General features: G+C 62.9%; 15 protein-coding genes. 9 read left to right on the top strand and 6 right to left on the bottom strand.

Features of this window, described 5'->3' with window-relative positions:
- Positions 1-87: 87 nt before the first annotated feature.
- A complete protein-coding gene (locus KCG34_RS04245; protein WP_211939154.1) occupies positions 88-450 on the top strand; it encodes a PilZ domain-containing protein in 363 nt (120 codons plus the stop codon).
- 97 nt (positions 451-547) lie between these two features.
- Positions 548-2,755, top strand: coding sequence for an AGE family epimerase/isomerase (locus KCG34_RS04240; RefSeq protein WP_211939153.1), 2,208 nt, complete (start codon positions 548-550; stop codon positions 2,753-2,755).
- A 7-nt stretch (positions 2,756-2,762) separates the two neighbouring features.
- Here KCG34_RS04240 and KCG34_RS04235 read toward each other — a convergent pair whose 3' ends face one another.
- Positions 2,763-3,527, bottom strand: a complete 765-nt coding sequence (locus tag KCG34_RS04235; protein WP_211939152.1) for an alpha/beta fold hydrolase — start codon at positions 3,525-3,527, stop codon at positions 2,763-2,765.
- 116 nt (positions 3,528-3,643) lie between these two features.
- Here KCG34_RS04235 and KCG34_RS04230 point away from each other — a divergent pair, with 116 nt between their 5' ends.
- Positions 3,644-4,978: an amidohydrolase gene (locus KCG34_RS04230; RefSeq protein ID WP_211939151.1), complete on the top strand. Its 1,335-nt coding sequence runs from the start codon at positions 3,644-3,646 to the stop codon at positions 4,976-4,978.
- Here KCG34_RS04230 and KCG34_RS04225 read toward each other — a convergent pair.
- From KCG34_RS04225 to KCG34_RS04215, 3 genes are all read right to left on the bottom strand, one after another.
- Positions 4,965-5,732 carry a PIG-L family deacetylase gene (locus KCG34_RS04225; RefSeq protein ID WP_211939150.1) on the bottom strand — a complete coding sequence of 256 codons (768 nt, stop codon included), beginning with the start codon at positions 5,730-5,732 and terminating at the stop codon, positions 4,965-4,967. The two genes, KCG34_RS04230 and KCG34_RS04225, sit on opposite strands and share 14 nt — an antisense overlap.
- A gap of 7 nt (positions 5,733-5,739) precedes the next feature.
- Positions 5,740-7,575: a transglycosylase domain-containing protein gene (locus tag KCG34_RS04220; RefSeq protein ID WP_249138213.1), complete on the bottom strand. Its 1,836-nt coding sequence runs from the start codon at positions 7,573-7,575 to the stop codon at positions 5,740-5,742.
- A 472-nt stretch (positions 7,576-8,047) separates the two neighbouring features.
- Positions 8,048-8,395 carry a hypothetical protein gene (locus KCG34_RS04215; RefSeq protein ID WP_211939149.1) on the bottom strand — a complete coding sequence of 116 codons (348 nt, stop codon included), beginning with the start codon at positions 8,393-8,395 and terminating at the stop codon, positions 8,048-8,050.
- Between KCG34_RS04215 and KCG34_RS04210 the strand changes: the two genes are divergently transcribed.
- The 6 genes from KCG34_RS04210 to KCG34_RS04185 all read left to right on the top strand — a co-directional run bounded on the left by KCG34_RS04210 (position 8,388) and on the right by KCG34_RS04185 (position 16,158).
- Positions 8,388-10,022, top strand: coding sequence for a capsular polysaccharide export protein, LipB/KpsS family (locus tag KCG34_RS04210; RefSeq protein WP_211939148.1), 1,635 nt, complete (start codon positions 8,388-8,390; stop codon positions 10,020-10,022). The two genes, KCG34_RS04215 and KCG34_RS04210, sit on opposite strands and share 8 nt — an antisense overlap.
- Positions 10,015-11,259 (top strand): capsule polysaccharide biogenesis protein, encoded by a 1,245-nt coding sequence (locus tag KCG34_RS04205; RefSeq protein ID WP_211939147.1) that lies wholly within the window; start codon positions 10,015-10,017, stop codon positions 11,257-11,259. The genes KCG34_RS04210 and KCG34_RS04205 overlap by 8 nt, the downstream gene beginning before the upstream one ends.
- 9 nt (positions 11,260-11,268) lie before the next feature.
- Positions 11,269-12,588 (top strand): glycosyltransferase family 4 protein, encoded by a 1,320-nt coding sequence (locus tag KCG34_RS04200; RefSeq protein WP_211939146.1) that lies wholly within the window; start codon positions 11,269-11,271, stop codon positions 12,586-12,588.
- The gene (locus KCG34_RS04195; protein ID WP_249138212.1) at positions 12,585-13,400 is read left to right on the top strand and encodes an ABC transporter permease; all 816 of its coding nucleotides are present in this window, start codon (positions 12,585-12,587) and stop codon (positions 13,398-13,400) included. Before KCG34_RS04200 ends, KCG34_RS04195 begins: the two co-directional genes overlap by 4 nt.
- Before the next feature lie 44 nt (positions 13,401-13,444).
- Positions 13,445-14,614: a KpsE/RkpR family capsule polysaccharide export protein gene (locus KCG34_RS04190; protein ID WP_211939145.1), complete on the top strand. Its 1,170-nt coding sequence runs from the start codon at positions 13,445-13,447 to the stop codon at positions 14,612-14,614.
- A gap of 326 nt (positions 14,615-14,940) precedes the next feature.
- Positions 14,941-16,158 carry a sulfotransferase family 2 domain-containing protein gene (locus KCG34_RS04185; protein WP_211939144.1) on the top strand — a complete coding sequence of 406 codons (1,218 nt, stop codon included), beginning with the start codon at positions 14,941-14,943 and terminating at the stop codon, positions 16,156-16,158.
- 35 nt (positions 16,159-16,193) lie between these two features.
- On the opposite strand, the gene KCG34_RS04180 is transcribed toward KCG34_RS04185, so the two are convergent.
- Positions 16,194-17,912, bottom strand: a complete 1,719-nt coding sequence (locus tag KCG34_RS04180; protein ID WP_211939143.1) for a VCBS repeat-containing protein — start codon at positions 17,910-17,912, stop codon at positions 16,194-16,196.
- 178 nt (positions 17,913-18,090) lie between these two features.
- Positions 18,091-18,876, bottom strand: coding sequence for a class I SAM-dependent methyltransferase (locus KCG34_RS04175; protein ID WP_211939142.1), 786 nt, complete (start codon positions 18,874-18,876; stop codon positions 18,091-18,093).
- Positions 18,877-18,882 lie beyond the last annotated feature (6 nt).

Below are 18,882 nucleotides of genomic sequence, written 5' to 3'. Positions count from 1 at the left end.
TTGAATTCAGGAGCTCGTTCACCATACCGGCGAAAAAAGTCTTTTCTGTTCACCGGCGGGAAACGGTCGGCGCCTTAGAGTTGGCTAATGGCCCCGATGACTCTCAAGGCGAAACGCGTGGAGATGGATCCGCCGGAATACGTCGATCGCCGCGCTTCGCCGCGGCGTAAGACGCGATTCAAGGCGACTATCGTCCATGGCGAAGATCTGGCGACCCTGCCTTGCCTGGTGGTCGACCTCAGCGATAGCGGCGCGCGCATCCGCACTGAGCACGCTGGCAGCCTGCCGGCCGCTTTCTATCTGATCTGGCATGCCGAACGCAGCGTGATCGAGGCCGAAATGATCTGGCGAAGCGGCGGCGAGCTGGGCGTGCGATTCAAGGGCAAGCGCAGTCTCGAGGGCAAGCTGACCGCCGAATTGGCGGCCGTGTACCGGGCCTGGGGCGGCTAGAGTCCGGGGCCGCCACGGCTACGCTCGCGCGGTTGCAAACCCCGATCCGACCTACTAGAGACCCCTGGGGCTTGCTGCGGCTAATCTCCGGGGTGTCATGACGTTTTTTCCGGTAATCATGTGCGGCGGATCCGGAACCCGGTTGTGGCCCCTGTCGCGGTCGTCGCGACCGAAACAATTCATTCCTCTGGTCGGTTCTCTTTCTCCGTTTCGCGGTACGCTCGACCGAGTCCGCGGCCTGGAGCCAGTGGCGACGCCGCTGATCGTTGCAGGCCAAAGCCACGGCGACTGGCTGGCGCGCGAAGCGCAGGCGGCCGGGGCTGAGATCGAGGTCCTGCTCGAGCCACAGGCGCGCGATTCCGCGCCTGCGGTCGCGGTGGCGGCCGCTTTGATCGCCAGCCGGGACCCGTCCGGCGTGGTCGTTATTCTCGCCGCCGACCATCATGTGCCGGACGCCGAGGCCTTCAGGGCTTCACTGCGACTGGCGGCAAAGGCAGCGGCTGAAGGCTGGATCGTGACCATGGGCATCGACCCGATCGCGCCGGCCACGGCTTACGGCTACATCCGGCCCGGTGAGATCCTGGCGGGGCTGGAGCCCGTCAGGCGCAACCTGGCCTTTGTGGAAAAGCCCGACGCCGCGACGGCTGAAACCTACGTGCGCCAGGGCTATCTGTGGAACAGCGGCAACTTCATCGCCCGGGCGGACGTGCTGCTGGCCGAATTGGAGCGCTTTGAACCGGCGATCCTCGAATCGGTGAAGGCGGCGCTGGCGGAGGCCGAATCGACGCCGACCGGGCTCCGGCTCGGGCCCAGCTTCACGACGGCGACGAAAAAATCGTTCGATTACGCGGTGATGGAGAAGACCGACCGGGCGGCCGTCCTGCCGGCGTCGTTCGCCTGGTCGGACCTGGGCGCATGGGATGCGATCTGGTCGGCGGCCGAGAAGGACGAGGCCGGAAACGTCTTGCCCAAGGGCGCGATCGCGCACGGCGCAACGGACTGCCTGGTCAATGTGGCGGGCGGGCTTCAGGTTGCGCTGGTGGGGGTGAAGGGGCTGGCGGTAGTCGCCGACGATGCGTCTCTGCTCGTCTGCGACATGGCGCACAGCCAAGGGGTGAAAGCCGCCGCCGAAGCCGCCGCCAAGGCCGCCACGGCTGTGGAGCCGGCAAAGCCGGACCTGAGCGTCTGGTCGGAGCGATATGACCGCTGGTTTCGGACAGCCGCTCTGCCCGCCTGGTGGGCGCTGGGCGGCGATCACGGTCGCGGCGGCTTTTTCGAACTGGTCGGGCAAGACGGGGTCGGCGTCGCAGCAGACAAGCGGTCCCGCGTGCAGACACGGCAGACCTTCACCTATGCCCGGGCGGTCAAGCTTGGTCTTTCGGGGCCTTGGCTGCAGGCCGCGCAGCATGGCTGGCGCTTCTTCGAAACCTTTTATCGCCGCCCCGACGGCCTGTACCGCTCGGCGGTCGCCGCCGACGGGTCGCCGGTGGACGATGAGGCCTATCTCTATGACCAGGCCTTCGCCCTGATGGCGTTGGCGGCTCTGCATGAGGTGGATCCGCAGGATGGCGCACGCCTCGCCGCCGGCCGCGCGCTCCTGCAGGCGATTCAGGGCCGCTTTGCGCATTCGGGCGGCGGCTATCAGGAGGCGGGCAACAGACGTTTCCAATCCAATGCTCAGATGCACCTCCTGGAGGCTGCGCTCGCCTGGATCGAGGCGGACGGCGCGAAGGTTTGGACCGACCTCGCGAACGCTCTGGTCACCCTGGCGCTTGATCGTCTGATCGATCCGGATCGGCGGGCGGTACGGGAGTTCTTCTCGGACGACTGGTCGCCCGCCGAAGGGGCCGCGGGACGCATTGTCGAACCGGGACACCAGTTCGAATGGGCTTGGCTGCTGGATCGCTGGGCGCACATGTCCGGCTCCGAGCCGGCGGCCTCGGCGGCGCTGGCCCTGTTCAAGGCCGGCCTCGAGGGCTGGGACGCTTCGCGCGCGGTGGCTGTCGACGAACTGGACGAGCGCTTGTCGGTGAAGCGCGCGACGGCGCGGCTCTGGCCTCAGACCGAGATGCTGAAGGCGGCGATCCTGCTCGGGCGCGACCGTGAGGGCGATCCGATCGACTTCGCCGCCTGGGCGGAAGCCTCCGCGGCCAGCCTCTGGCGCTATCTGGAAACCCCGGTCGTCGGGCTGTGGCGCGATGAGATGTCGGCCGACGGGAGCTTCAAAGACGCCCCCGCGCCGGCCAGCAGTCTCTATCATCTGTTCGGCGCGGTTCAGGGGCTGATCCGCGTGCGGGCCGATTGAAGCCGTCTCAGCCTTCCACCCGCGCCAGGAAGTTCACCAGGGCCTCGTTGAACGCCTCCGGCTGGTCGATGTTGGCGGCATGTCCCGCGCCCGGGATCACCACCTTTTCCGCGCCGGGGATCTTGGCGGCCATGTAGTCGGTGGGGGTGAGGAACTGCGTGTCCTCCGCCCCGACCAGCACCAGGGCGGGAACGGCGATGGTCGGCAGGGAGTCGATCACGCTGGAATCGCGCTGGGTCAGCATGCCGCGCGCGGCCTTGGCCAGGCCTTCCGCGTTCCGGTGCCGGCTGGCGCGCACCTCTGGGCTCGCCTGGTCGATCCGGCTGAGGCCCTCGCGCTCCCAGCGCTCCGCGGCCCTGTGCGCATACTGGTTCCAGCCCTCGCGGGCCGCGTCGTTGCGATAGCCGGGGCCGGTGTCGATGATCAGGAGCGCCCGGACCCGGGCGCGGTGGTCGCGATGGAAGGCCAGGGACATATAGCCTCCCAGCGAAAGCCCGCCGACGATCGCCTTTTCGGCGCCCACCTCATCCAGCAGGGCCGCCATGTCCGCCACCGTCGCCGCTTCGCTATAGGCGGCCGGATCCTCGGGATAGTCCGACTGCCCGTGACCGCGCATGTCCCAGATCACCAGCTTGTGGCGCCTCGACAGCGCTTCGATCTGGCCGCGCCACATCTGCGAACTGGCGGAGTAGCCATGGGTCAAGAGCAGGGCAGGGCCGGAGCCATGGACTTCGTAGTACAGCTCGACGCCGTCGCGGTTCAGCCTGGCCATCGCATCCTCCATCGCTGCGGCGCGGCTTGAAGGGTTGCGCCCCGCCGTCTTGCGCGCAATGCAGTAGGCCCGCGGCTCATCCGCGTGTCCATTCGATTCCAGGGGAGCCGCCGCGCATGTCCGTCCGTCACAATAGGGTCCGGCGATGGGCCTTCCTCGGCGCGGCCGTCGCCGCCGTCTCCCTGGCCGGCTCGGCCAGCGCCCTCGACGTTCCTGCGCTGAAGGCCGCCGTCGACAAGGACCTGGACGGCGAATACGGCCACCTCGATGGCCTCTACAAGGACATCCACAATCATCCCGAACTCGGCTTCCAGGAGGCGCGCACCGCGGCTGTCCTGGCCAAGGAGATGCGCGCCCTCGGCTTCGAGGTGACCGAAGGCGTCGGCAAGACCGGCATCGTCGCCGTCTACAAGAACGGCGCGGGGCCGACCGTGCTGGTCCGCACCGAACTCGACGCCCTGCCGGTGCAGGAAAAGACCGGCCTAGCCTATGCCAGCACCGCCAAGCAGAGCTACCGCGGCCACGAGACCTTCGTCGACCACGCCTGCGGCCACGACATCCACATGGCCGCCTGGGTCGGGACCGCCCACGCCCTGGTGGCGATGAAGAGCCGCTGGCATGGGACCCTGATGTTCATCGGCCAGCCGGCCGAGGAGATGGTCTCGGGCGCCAAGGGCATGATCGATGACGGCCTGTTCACCCGCTTCCCCAAGCCCGACTACGGTTTCGCCCTGCATGTGGGACCGGGGCCGTACGGCTTCGTCTCCTATAAGGCCGGTGTCTTCAGCTCGACCTCTGATGAGCTTGACGTCACCTTCCACGGCCGCGGCGGCCACGGCTCCATGCCCAATCTCACTGTCGATCCAGTGATGGAGGCGGCGCGCTTCATCGTCGACCTGCAGGGCGTGGTCAGCCGCGAAAAGGACCCTTCGCAGTTCGGCGTGATCTCTATCGGCTCGATCCAGGCCGGTAACGCCGGCAACGTCATCCCTGACACGGCCGAGCTGCGCGGCACCATCCGCTCCTACGACCCGGCCGTGCGCGAGCGGATGATCGACGGCATCAAGCGCACCGCTAATGGTGTGGCCATGATCTCCGGCGCGCCGGCGCCCGACGTGGCCATCGTCGAAGGCGGCAAGGCGGTGGTCAACGACGACGCCCTGACCGAACGCACCGCCAAGGTGTTCAAGGCGGCGTTCGGCGATCACGCCGTGGCCGAACCCAAGCCCGGCGCGGCCAGCGAGGACTATTCCGAGTTCATCATCGCCGGCGTGCCCTCGACCTATTTCGGCATCGGCGGCCTGGACCCCAAGATGCTGGCCGAGGCCAAGGCGGCGGGAAAGCCGGTCCCGGCCAACCACTCGCCCTTCTTCGCCCCCGTGCCCGAGCCCTCGATCCGCACCGGGGTCGAGGCCATGACCCTGGCGGTGATCGACGTCATGCAGAAGTAGGGGGGACGGGCTGGATCAGCGCCGCCCCGACCAGCTCCTGCAGCAGCGGCTGTTCGGGGTAGGGGTGGTTCCTGTACTGCCGAAAGCCCTCGGCATAGGCGACGCCGAACTCGCGGCCGCGCTTCTTCGACCAGGCGACCATGGCGCCGACATAGTCGGTGATGCTGTGCTGCTGCAAAAGCCAGTCCTTCTGGCTCTCGTGGCAGGCCAGCATGGCGCGCTTGGTCTCGAACGCGGCGCCGACGTCGACGGCGAAGTGCGGCGGGCAGGGAACGCCCTCGCGATCGCGCCCGCCGATCGGGTCGGTGAAATAGAGGTGCGGGATCGCCGCCAAGGGCTCGGACGGCCCTGTGCGGTAGTTGCGGGCCGAGGCGGCGAAGCAGGCGTCGCGCACCAGGATACTGGTCGCCTCATGGTCCGGGTGATAGTCGACCGGCGCCGAAGTGATCACCAGCTCCGGCCGCGCCCAGCGCACCAGCTCGGTCACCGCCCGGCGTGAGGCGTCATCGTTGAACACCGAAAGGTCGCCAAAGCCGGCGCAGCGATAGTCGGCCCCGATCATCGCCGCCGCCCGCGCCGCCTCGGCCATCCGCACCCGGCCGGTCTCCTCAGGGCCCGCGTCGGCCGAGCCGCAGTCGCCGGCGGTCAGGGTGACGATGCTGATCGTGTGACCGGCCCGGGCCAGCAGGGCCAGGGTCCCGGCCGCCAGGGTCTCGATATCGTCGGGGTGGGCGTGGATGGCCAGGATGCGCATCGACGGTCTATCGCTGCGGCGGCGCTGACGGCGTTTCCGGATCGGCCTCGACCACCGGCGGCGCGGCGGCGACGGCCACCGAGTCTGCGGGCGGCAGGACAGGCGCGGGCGGGGGTGGCCCTGGCGGTATTGCGGTCGGGCGCACGCGGGGCAGGGCGGCGCCCATGAAGCCGCGCCAGATCTCGCTCGGCGCGCCGGCGCCCGCCACCCGGATCATGGGCGTGGAATCGTCCCGCCCGACCCAGACCACGGTGGTGAAGCCGCCGGTGAAGCCGCAGAACCAGGCGTCCTTGTAGTCCGAGGTGGTGCCGGTCTTGCCGGCGATGTCATAGCCCGGAATGGCGTCATGCACGCCCGTGCCGCTGGTCACCACCGCCCGCAGCATCTGGTTCATCTCCGACAGGGCCGGATTGGCGATCAGCTGCGGCTGGGGCTGGGCGCGGTGCTGGAACAGCACCTTGCCGGCCGAGGTCTTGATGCTCTCGACGCCATAGGCGCTGGAGCCCAGCCCGCCGTCGGCGAAGGTGGAATAGGCCTGGGCCATCTCCAGCGGCGTCACCTGGGTGGTCCCGAGCGCCATGGCCGGGTCGGTGTTGATCGGCGAGCTGATCCCGAGGCGCTTGGCGGTCTGGGCGACATTGTTGCGGCCGACCTGGTCGGCCAGGCGCGCCGCCACCGTGTTGACCGAGTGGGCCAGAGCGTCCTGCAGCGTGATGGTCCCCAGGTATTCGGGCTCATAGTTGTGCGGCGACCAGCCGTTGATGGTCACCGGCTCGTCGACCACCTGCATCTCCGGCGTCTGGCCGGCCTCCATGGCGGTCAGATAGACGAACGGCTTCCAGGAGGAGCCGGCCTGGCGGTGCGCGGCGACGGCGCGGTTGAACTGGCTCTCGCCGTAGTCGACGCCGCCGACCATCGAGCGAACCCGCCCGGCGCTGTCCAGGGCCACCAGCGCCGCCTGCTGCACCCCCTGCCGGGCGTCGCGGGCCACCACGCTGGCGGTGGTCTTGGCGGCGATCTCCTCCAGCGGCAGGTCCAGCGTGGTCTGCACCACCAGGTCCTGCTTGGGCGCGCCGCCCAGGAACGAGCGGGTCTGGCCATCGACCCAGTCGACGAAATACTGCGCCGAGGCGCTGGCCGCCTGGGCGTAGACGCGGATCGGATGGGCCTCGGCCTTGCGCCGCTGGGCCTCGGTGATGGCGCCGGTGTCGACCATGGCCGCCAGAACGATCTTGGCCCGCTCGGCGGAGCGCTGTGGCTCATCGAGGGGATTGTAGTGGGTCGGCGATTTCAGCACGCCGGCCAGGGCCGCGGCCTCGGCGATCGAGAGCTTGGCCGCCGGCTTGCCGAAATAGCGCTGCGAAGCGGCCTCCAGGCCGTAGGCGCCGTTGCCGAAATAGACCCTGCTCAGATAAAGGGCCAGGATCTGCTTCTTGGTGTATTTCTGCTCGATCATCACCGCGAGCGCCAGTTCCTGGGCCTTGCGCTCCATAGTCTGGTCGGGCGTCAGGAACAGGTTGCGGGCGAGCTGCTGGGTGATGGTCGAGGCGCCCTCGGCGGTGCGCCCCTTGGTGATGTCTGCGGCCACGGCGCGGGCTATGCCCACGGGGTCGAAGCCCATATGCTCATAGAAGCGGCGATCTTCGATCGAAACGAAGGCGGCCGGCACATAGGCGGGCAGGCGGTTCAGATCCACCGGAGGCCCATAGCGGCCGCCCCGCATGCCGATCATGACGCCGCTGCGGTCGACATAGGTGATGGTCGGCTCGCGCCGGACATTGTTCAGGTTGGAGACGTCCGGCAGGCCGGAAATCGCCAGGCCCATAGCCAGTGCGGAAATCACACTCGGTTCTCCACTCGTGGCTGCCCCTGGAGGGCGCAATCGCCCGATGCGTTCATGGCTGACTCGCCCAAGCTCCAGCGGCGATCGGCTACGCCGTGGCCTTGACCAAAGTGTGGCGCGGTCAGGCGTCCGTCGAGCGCGCAGTAAAGCACAGGGCCTTGGATACCAAGGATGGCCTGGCTTTGGCAGGTACGGATTGGACAGGCTGAAAATTCTTCCCAAGACTGCTATCGGGTGAGCCTCGGCGACGTTCCGCCACGTCCAACCACGCCTCGCTCAAATCCGGAGATACACGTGATGCGGGCGTTCTGGACGGCGGAAAATTTCAGAAAGCTGAGGTTGGGCGCACCCGCCTAAGTTGGCCGTTGTCCAAATACCGTCGTCAAAACAGCATGATGTCGCCGCGCAGTGACTCGCGGCACTGTGCGAGGCGTCACAAGTGACAAGCGTCACCGTAAAAGGTCGATTTTGGCTATTTCCAATCGTCGGTAATGATGTAGTTGTCCCCGGTCATCGCATCTGACGCGATGTCGGCGGCCTCTTGGTTTTCGCCAGCGAGCCGGGTTGGCTTGGCTTTTGGGGATTGGTTCGTGTTGAGCGGCGGAACAACACCGACCTTGGATACCCGAGCATTGCGGCCTAAGGGCCTGTCTCTGCGGGCAGCTATCCTGCGTGCGCCCCGATCAAATCGGACCGTGGTTCGGGTCAGTGAAACGGCGATCGCCGCGGGCGATGCGCCGGGCGGTTGGATCGAACGCGCGCTGCTGGACGCTTCTTTCGGCCCGGCGCCGGCGCCAGAGCGGATATCGGCCTTGACCAAGGCGATCGTCGGCGGCCGAATCGGCGGCGAATTTTGGGCCTCGTCGCCGAGTTGCGCGCCCGCTGTGCGCATCGCTGTGCGTCTCGAGCGCCAGTCTCAGTTGCAGGGGCGCCTCAGTTTCGCGCTTGAGCTTGGCCGGCCGGACGAGATTCTGGTCCTGTTGCCGGGGGGGCTTTGGCCGGGCGCAGTCGCCGGGGGGCTGTCTGCTCGCGGATTTTCGGTCGCCATCGGTCCCGTTGACCCCTGGAGTGTGCTCGAGCGCGTGCAGTCGGTTGTCGTTAGCGGCGATGACGAACTGGGCCTGCTCGCCATTCTCGCCGGAAAGAGCGTCTATTGTCGCACAGGCGGCTATCTCGGCGGCTGGGGGGCCACTTTAGACGCACCGGGCGTTCCGAGCCGAGGCGAAAGGCGGCCTTGGCAGATCGCTGAGGCCGTGCTGATCCACGGTGCGCGCTATTTCAATCCTTTTACCGGTCGTGTTACCGATTGCGAATCGGTCGTCGAGCTGCTGTCGGACTGGCGACGGATCGTCGATGAGGATCGCGATCTGGCCTGCTGCGCCGGCATCGCCCTTTGGAAGCGCGCACAGGTGAAGGCGTTCCTGTCGCCAAAGGCACGATCCATCCCGGCCTATCAATCCGCCCGTCGGAGTGTCGAACGGGCGAAGCGCACGGGCGGGGCCATCGCTGTCTGGCCGTCACGCGCGCCAGCAGGGCTGCTCGACCAAGCGCGCGCAGCGGGTGTCGCCTTACGGCGTGTCGAAGATGGTTTCGTGCGGTCCGTGGGCCTGGGCAGTGATCTTCTGCCGCCATGTTCAATCGTGATTGACCGGCGCGGCATCTATTACGACCCCAGCCAGCCCAGCGACCTGGAATGGATCCTGTCAGAGACAGAATTTTCCGCCGATTTGCGCGACCGCTCGCGTCGCCTGATCGACATGCTCGTGGCCAGAAGACTGACTAAATACAACGTCGGCGGCTCTAGCTACGCACGGCCGGCGCACAGACGCGTCGTTTTTGTCCCGGGGCAGGTCGAGGACGATCAGTCATGGCGTCTCGGCGGAGCCGATTGCGCCGGGAATCTTGACCTTCTGCGGCGCGTTCGCCGTTGCGAGCCAGACGCATTCATCGTCTACAAACCCCATCCGGACGTCGAGGCTGGAAATCGTATCGGCGCCGTAACCGACGCCGAGGCGCTCCAGTTCGCCGACCAGGTCGTGCGCAACGTGGCCACGCCCGCCCTGCTCGACAATGTCGACGCCGTTCACGTCTTGACGTCGCTGACCGGGTTCGAAGCCCTGCTGCGGGGGAGAGAGGTGATCACTCACGGTCAGCCGTTCTATAGCGGCTGGGGCCTGACCCGCGACCTGTCGCCCCCGCCTCGCCGTGGGCGCCGGCTCGATCTGACGGAACTCGTCGCCGGAACCCTTATACTCTATCCCCGCTACCTCGATCCGGTCACCCGGCTGAATTGCCGGCCAGAGGTATTGATCGACCGGCTAAGCGAGGTTCGGTCACCCAAATTCGCCAGCGCCGGCGCCGTTCGGTTGCTGCGCCAATCATTTGAGAGGGTGTTGGGGTGGAACGGGAAGGCTTGGATTCACCAGCCGCGGGTCAATCATGACTGACCGGCGAAAGCGCTTCCTGTTCCTGCAGGGCTTGCCGGGGGGATCCTTCTGGCGGCTCGCTGTCGCCCTGCGCGAGCGCGGTTGTTTCGTGATCCGCGTAAATTTCAATGGCGGGGACCAGATGGATTGGCCAGAACCGGCCATCGGCTATCGGGGTCCGCTCTCGGAGTGGCCAGCGACCCTAAACAGAATCGTCGAACAACACGGTGTGACCGACATCGTTCTCTTCGGCGACTGTCGCCCACTTCATCGGGCGGCGTTATCCTGCGCCGGCGCCTCTAGCCTGACGGTTCATGTCTTTGAAGAAGGCTATGTCAGGCCAGATTGGGTGACGCTTGAGCAAGGTGGCGTAAACGGCCATTCTACCTTGCCGCGCGACCCGGATTGGTACCTGCGAGAGGCTGCCGCCTTGGCGCCGGTCGTCATCGGCTCGCCGCTGGGCCAGACGTTCGATCGCAGGGCTCGCGAGACTTTTGGATACCATGCGGCGGCGATCCTGCTTTGGTGGCGGTATCCGTTTTACCGTACCCACCGGCCTTGGGGAGCCTTGACCGAAGGGAGAGGTTGGTTGGTTCGATTGGCGCGTCGCAGCCTCTCGAAGCGTCGCACAGTTGAGGCATTGAGCCGTATCGCCGAGCGGCGATATTTCCTCTTTGCGCTGCAGTTGGACTCCGACTACCAGATTCGCGTGCATTCTTCTTTTGCGGGCATGATGCCCGCGATAGATTTTGTAATGCGATCGTTTGCGCTGCACGCGCCACCTGACGCCTGTCTGGTCGTGAAAGAACACCCCCTTGACAACGGCCTCAAGGATTGGCGCGGCTTGGTCCGCCAGTCGGCCCGTCTTTATGGAGTCGCGGACCGAGTTGTTTTCTGCGACTTAGGCGACATTGACGTTTTGGTCCGCGGATCGGCCGGACTGGTCACGGTCAACAGCACGACGGGGACCCTGGGATTGTCGGCAGGCGTCCCGGTCGTCGCCATGGGGCGTGCAGTCTACGATATGCCGGGGCTGACGCATCAAACCGGTCTGGATGCTTTCTGGACGGATCCGCAGCAGCCCTCGGTGGAACTTTACGAGGCGTTCCGCAGGGTGCTTGCCGATCGTTGTATGGTGCGCGGTGGCTTTTATAGTGAGGAAGGCCTATCGCTGTTGATCGATGGGGCCGTGGAGCGGATTTTGGCGCGTAGCAAGTCGATAACCTCGCCATCCAGCCTTGCGGTCGCGGCGGAGTAGCTAAGCCGGATGCTGGATCAGGATTTTGATTCGCATGACGAGGTTGGACAACCTCTGCATGGACCCAGGTACGCATCGGTGCCTATTTTGGGATTCGGACCGCGTCAGCGGTCGGCGCCGGAAATCATCCTCGATCTATCGCGTTTGATTTCGCGCGTGCGATTCAACGCGCCGACTGGGGTCGATCGCGTAGAGATGGCCTACGCGAAACAACTTCTCCAATTCGCCCCCGAGCGGCTGAGCTTCGCTGCCGTCCATCCCACCGGAGTCTATGGGCGTCTTCCAACGGCTGCAGCAGCGGCGTTTCTTCATGAAACCGAGCAAACCTGGATTGGCGGCCGCCATGATCGGCAGAGCGGCGTTTGGTCTGCTAAGGCGGTGCGCGCTCTGGTTCGAATGCTGCCGCGTCTGGCGCCCGAACCGATCCCCGAGAGATGCTCCGAGCGGGTGTATTTGCAGGTTTCTCCGCATCACCTGGATCGTCCCCGGCGGATTCGAAATATCTTGGCGCGTGAAAAGGCCCGTTTCGTTTGTCTGGTTCACGATCTGATTCCGATCGAATATCCCGAACACGCGCGTCCCAACGGCAAAAGCCTGCATGCCCGTCGCATGGAAACGGTCTCGCGGTTCGCTGACGCGGTGATCGCCGCTTCGGAATCGACCCGGCGTTCGCTCTTGGGTTATTTGGCTCACCAGGGGCGGGGGCGGGACCTCGACGTGTGCGTGGCTCCGCTCGGGGCGGACCAGATCAGGGCGCGTGCGCCTACCCAGTTTGGCGGTTCGCCCTATTTTGTCTTTGTCGGAACGATCGAGCCACGAAAGAACCATCTGTTGCTCCTCAATCTGTGGCGCAGAATGGTCGACGAACTCGGTCCTCACGTTACGCCTCGGCTTGTTCTCGTGGGGCGCCGCGGTTGGGAGAATGAGAATATCGTCGATATGCTCGACAGGTGCCCCCAACTCGTCGGCGTGGTCGAGGAGCGGGGGCAATTGTGCGACCAGGAGATGTGGCCGATCGTGGCGGGGGCCAGAGCCCTGGTGATGCCTTCTTTCGCTGAGGGCTTTGGTCTGCCCGTCGTAGAGGCGCTGAAGCTGGGAGTTCCCGTACTCTGCAGCGATATACCGGCCCACCGAGAAATCGCTGACCCTATCGCAGAGTTTTTCGATCCGCTGGACGGCCCGAGCTGGCGCGCTGCGATCTCGGATTACGCGTCGCCCACTTCGCCTCGGCGCCAGGCCCAGCTAAGTCGCATGCGCCTTTGGAAGGCGCCGACATGGGAGAGCCATGTCAGGGCGGCCGTTGAATTTATCGACGGAGAACCGTGGTGACCCTCGCAGCCGGTCGCTATGCACCGTCACCTCGATCGTCACTGGTGTCGGCGTTCAATGTGCAGTTGAACGTTATCGGCGCACTGATCATGCGAGAACTTCACACTCGATTTGGTCGTGACAATATCGGATATTTGTGGGTATTTGCAGAGCCAATGCTTCTGGCTGTGGCTGTGGCAATCATTCATGCCTACAGAAAATCCAGCGATAGTAGCATTTCTATGGTCGCTGTTGCTTTGTGCGGCTATCTTACTTTCATATTGTTTCGGGCGATCGTTCTTCGAGCGGAGGGCACGCTCGAAAGTAATCGCCCGTTGTTGTACCATCGCATGGTGACTCTTCTCGACATGCTGTTAGCGCGGGCCGTGTTAGAATTGGCTTCGACGATCTTTGCGTTCTTCCTTTTGATGGGCGGCGCCATCGTGCTCGGCTTCGCAAGCTTGCCGGCAAGGCCGCTGTGGTTGCTGACGGGTTTATTGATGATGACTTGGCTTGCTTTTGGGCTTTCCATGATCGTCTGTGTGGCTTCCCATGTCAGCCGAGCTTTTCCGCGCCTGCTACATGCGGGAATGTATCTGTCATTGCCCATATCCGGCGCGTTTTTCTTGATGCGCTGGGTGCCGAGTTCGTTTCGGAGTGCAGTCGAGTGGGTGCCTCTGGTGCAGATCGAAGAACTGGTCAGATATGGCCAATTTGCCGATCTGGATGACCGGTTCGTCCATTTGCCCTTTTTGGTGGCGCTCTGCATGGGTTTGACATTCGTCGGACTACTGGCTTTGCGCGCCATCCGCCCGCACATTCACCTTGAATAGGCAGGAATGTTGTTGGGAACAGCCGCCTCATTTGGATTTATCTGATGGATACTCAGGTTTACGATCGACTGGATATAGCCGAAAGGCGTGCCGCCCGGAAAACATGGATGGTGCGCGGCAAAGCGATCTTCGCGCGCCATTGGGGCTTGCTGGGTTTCGTAGTGTTGCCGACGCTTGTCGCGTCGATCTACCTGTTTGCCTTCGCAAGCAACCAATACGTGTCCGAGGCGCACTTTATCGTTCGCAATTCCCAGCAGACCATGACCCCGCCGACCGGCATTGGTCAACTCTTTGGTCTCGGAGCGGCCGCGCAGAGCCAAACAGACTCGTTTAGCGTTGCAGATTATCTCCAGTCCAACGACGCCGTTTCGGCTCTCAATGCAAAGCTCAACATCGTAAATATGTTCGGTCGGCCTGATGTTGATTTCCTTTCCCGCTTGACGCCCCACGATCCGGCGCCAGAAACTCTATTGAGATACTATCGTCGGCAAGTACGCATCGTCCCCAACGAGGATACCGGCGAGATCGTGATGACCGTTCGGGCGTTCCAACCCGCAGACGCTCGATCGATCGCAGAGACCCTCCTTCAACTCGGCGAGTCAAGAGTGAACGATTTCAATGCCCGGGCCGACCAGGAAGCGTTGCGGGTGACCGATCGCGAGGTCGCTGAGGCGCAGGTCCAGCTGGCGAATATCCAGGCGCAGCTGACCCAGTTCCGTTCGTCCAGGGGTGATATCGATCCTGTGAAGACCTCCGGCGCCCAGCTGCTGCTTGTCAGTCGCCTGCAGGAGGAGCTGGCGGATGCAGAATCCAGGCAGGCGAGTATGATGCGGTTCATATCGCCCAGCAGCCCCCAAGCGATCGCCGCCGCTTCGCGGATTCGAGCCTTGAAAGCCCAGATCAGTGCTGAATCTGCGCGGCTGAGCAGCAATGGAGGCGGTATGGCGCCAAAACTGGCCGGCTATGAAGGGCTGCTGCTGCAGCAGGACCTGGCCGCGAAGCGCTATGCCGTGGCCTCGGCGGCAGCCGCGACTGCCCGTGAAGAGGCGCGTAAGCAGCGTCTGTTTATCGTGCGTGTGGTCGAGCCGAATTTGCCGGTGAAATCGCTTTATCCGCGCCGCCTCGTGACCATCGGTACGCTTCTCGCGGGGCTATTGGTGGCCTATGGCATCGGATGGCTTCTGCTCGCGGGCGTCCGCGAACACGCCGACTGAATCGGATCGATCCTGCCTGGTTTGCGTGAGCGGATGCATGTCGCGCCATTGACGCACCGGTCGGCTGGGCCATGTTTCGATCGAGGGGACGCATTATGCGAGCGTCATCGCCCCGTTGCGATTGGCATGACGGGCGCAACGGGTCCGCTCGCAGTTAAGCAACTGGACGCCGCCAGCTGATTGTGTCCGGATATCCGATGCTTACGAGGGGCGCGCTGATTCGATCAGAGAGCAGTTGTGCATTGTCACATTGCGTTCTAATTTGGGCTGATTGCACAATCTAATAATGCTAGTCGGAAATATGCCGACATAGTTTGGCGGGTCAGGTGAGCGGTCGGCATTTATCAGATATGAAGAAGAATGAAGTCGTCAAAAGAAATACTGGTCGAGTTATAATATTTATTCATATTCCAAAAACTGGTGGAACCAGCGTTTCTGATACCTTAGCTCGCCGGTATGGCCCGGGTAGAGTTTTTGATTTTGCTGATCATTTGAGTCGCGAGGGCGTAGAGGGGCTTCGCTCTGAGCTTTCCAACGGCGGATTTCTTTACGGCCACCCTGGACACGACCTGGCGTCAGCCCTCCAGCCTGGTGATTTTGTGATGACGTTCTTGCGCAATCCCGCCGATCAAGCCGCTTCTAACTATCTTCATTTGACCGAGGATCCGGCCAATCCATTGCGTGAAGCCGCGATTTCCCTTGGCTTTTCGGAATTCCTTCGGCGCAACTGGCACTATGCTGCATTCCAGACAGGCACGCTCGGCGTGTCCCTAACGAAGCCCGGCGTGGGTAGTCAGCGGGAGTTCGAGGCTTTGATCGGGAAGGTGCTGGGTTTCCTCGACGATATTGCTTTCGTCGGGGTTTTGGATCGCCTGGACGAGAGTTGCGCTGTGCTTTCGCGCATGCTGGACCTGCCAGACCTCAAAGATCTGCCGGTGCTCAACGCGAGCAGTGTTCGCGGGGTTCGGCAAGAGCAGCTTGATGAGCTGAAGGCGGAATATTCTGCGCTGAAGTCAGACCCGACGATCGGTCACCTGTTGGCGCTCGAGGACGCGGTCTACCACAAGGCCGGCAACTTATTGTCGCGAAAAATGGATTTGTATTTTCCGGATGGGCTGGCCGCCGACCCGCGTGGCGTCGCCCCAGGCTCGGCGATCGTCGTGCCGGCGTCGAAATTCTTCAGTGAAATCGGCGTCCGGCACGACGACCACCTGGAAGTCGGTCTGGATGGGATCAGCATGCACGTGATCTATGGTCCATATCAAAGACTGCCTAAGGGCGTCTACAGCGTGGAGTTCTTGTTCGAGGTCGACGATCGGATCCCGACCATGTCGGAACGGATCGAGTTGGATGTTGTCGCGGGAACGGACAGTCGGCTGGCGGCGCGGCTCTTGGTGGGACCTGGTCCGCTTTCGAGAGAGCTTAGAACGCTCACCTTCATGAACACGTTCCGCGAAGAGGTTCTGGAGTATCGCATCGGCGTTGCGGGCTTTGCCGACGCGACCATGAAATTCAAAGGCGTAGAAATCACGCCCTTGTGCTGACTATCGCGCCGACGGCGGCTTCGCCGGGATCTGGGTCAAAAGAGGTGCCAATCCGCGCCGACAAGCCCGAGGTCGTGGACTGTGAACCCGCTGAAACCCACGCCTTGGTTAGACGTCCAAATATGCACATCACCGCTTGAGCTTCGAAGCGCAATGTCGGCCTTGCGGTCGCCATTGTAGTCCCCGACACCTATGATGCTCCAACCGGCGCCTGCAAAGCCAATTTCGGTGTCTGAAGTACCTGCAAAGCCCGACCCGGCCAGGGACTGCCAGGTGATCATTTCGCCGGATGTATTGATCCACAGGATGTCGGCTTTGCCGTCACCGTTGAAGTCGCCTACGCCCTCGATCGTCCAACCTGAGCCGACAACCCCGAGGTCGAGATGCGAGAAGCCCGATCCAGACCCGGTGTTGTTCAGCCAGAGTTGAACATCCCCCTCAGTGGTGCGCCAGAGAATGTCGGACCTGCCATCTCCGGAAAAATCCCCAATTCCGTGGATTTGATAGTTCGAGGCGACCGTAGCGAAAGCCTGGTTGGTGAAGCCAGTGAAGCTTGCACCGGGATTGGAAACCCATCCGATCAACTGCCCGGCGGTGTTGAGCCAAAGGACGTCGGCTTTGCCGTCACCATTGAAGTCCCCAACGGCTTCGATCGTCCAATTGCTTCCGATCGTGCCTAGATCGATATCGTGTGAGCCGGTGAAGCCAGAACCCGAATTCGATTCCCAGAGGACGACTTGTCCGGCGCTGTTACGCCAGAGCAAATCGGCCTTGGCGTCCTGATTAAAGTCGCCGACGCCCTGAATTGTCCAATTCAGCCCTATCTGGCCGAGGTTATGGTTCTGAATATTCGGAAGATTGACCCCAGTCTGCGACAGCCCCAGCTCCACGGTCCCGTCTCCGGTCCGCCACAGCAAGTCCGAAAGCCCGAAGCCACTGAAATCTTCCGAGGCGCCCCAATTCACATTGAAGCCAAGCAGGTTTAATTCCTGCAGGTCCGTCAGACTGAGGTTCTCCTGTTGGGCTGAAGGGGTGAATGCGCCGAAGGCGTCGCCGCTGACTGCGTTGCCCCAATCGCCGGCGTCGCCGCCGTTGCTCGGATCGTTGTAGGGCAGCAGCATGGTGTGGCCATCGACCGAAAAATATCCGGCCGTATTTGACAACTGATGGACGCCCGAGGACGAGTACCTGAACATGTCCATCTCGCTGTACAGCGTGTACCCCTCGAATTTTCCAGTGCCCAGGTCGCTGGTACGGCCAAGGGCCTCGGTGATCTCGTGCACGAGGACGCCGATGGCGTCGTAGGAGCCTGAAACGACACGCGCGTTCGGATCGTAAGTGAAGGAGGCGCTGCTGCTCAGCGAGACAAAGCCATCTACCGGATCCGTATAGCCCGGCTCGGAGCCCAGGCCGTAAACAGCCGCCTGGGCGTCGGTAACCCAAAAGCGCCCGCCATTGGTCGGGTCCGTCGCGGGTAGCGCAGAGAGCGAAAGAACGGCCGGCTCTGATTTGGCGGCGGTCGTCAGCAATTGAACCAGGGACGAATAGGATTCGATATTGCCGTTGTTGCTGCTTTCGCCTAGCGCGTCAGAAGCGAGATTTTGTCCGTCGATTTGGCCGAAGCCAAACATGATCGGTACGGTAACGGGGTTTAAAACAAGATGATCTATATAGTTTACGGCGTACTGTACTGCCGTCTTGAATCCGGCCGGAGCTGAGTTCGCACTGGAATCGTACTCTATTACAATATTCATGAATGAATACCCTGGGGCTGAGTCCTTTGACCACAGTATCCTAATTCGGCTTATCGCGATGCTGGCGCGTTCACCGGCGTGACAGCCTAGCTCGCCTTGTTTAACAAGAGGACAAGCCCCCTAAGGATTCCTGCGCGCCAACCCATTCGGCAGGTGGCACGGGACGCCCGGTTTATGGCTATTCAAACAGCCAGGCCTGGCAGCCTGGGTAGTCGTTCCAGAGGCGCCGCGCCGCGCCACCCATCTCGCGCCAAGCAAGATCGAAGGACTCGCGGCTATAGTGGCTGATGTGGCCATTGTCCGGTCCGAGGTACCACCAGTTCCGGTCGCACGCCTTGGGGTCCCATTGGGCTGTTTGAAAAGCGAATGCTCCGGGCGACTTCAGGTGAGCCCTTATGTGGTTGAACGTGCCGCGCGGGTCTGGCAGATGCTCGATGACCTCGCACGATACGATCATATCGAACTTTCGGTCGCCCAGATCGGGGAGGAACCACTCTCGGCCAAATTTGGGTTGGATAATGTCGGTCCCCCACGCGTTCATGCCGAGTGATTCGCGCGCAATCTTTACAAAGCCGCCGCCACCGCAGCCGAAATCAAGAATTTCCAGTCTATCTCCACGCTTGTGAAGGAGTTCATTTGCCATGACCACGAGGCGAAGTGTTTCTCCGACGCGCCCGTATAGGTCTGGATCTTGATGGTTCCAATATTCGTCGTCATATATTTCGGTGTGATTGTCCCCGTCGAGTGCTGGCGTAAAGCAAAAGATACATTTTTTGCATTGATAGTACCAGCAATTGTCCGGCGCATCGGGTATTGGGTGTCCAGTTTTTTTCGATTTTGGTAGCCCAAAAATTTTTTTAGCTTCACTGCCGCACATCTTGCACGGCAGCATATCTGGTACTGTATTTGCGTTCATGTTTGCCTTCTGAGAAAGGGTCGAGATCAGGCTTCGCAGTGAGGTCATTCCAAA

Source organism: Phenylobacterium montanum (genome assembly GCF_018135625.1).
GTDB lineage: Bacteria > Pseudomonadota > Alphaproteobacteria > Caulobacterales > Caulobacteraceae > Poindextera > Poindextera montana.
The sequence above is the reverse complement of the archived record's forward strand: the minus strand, read 5'-3'. Positions and strand labels throughout refer to the sequence as shown.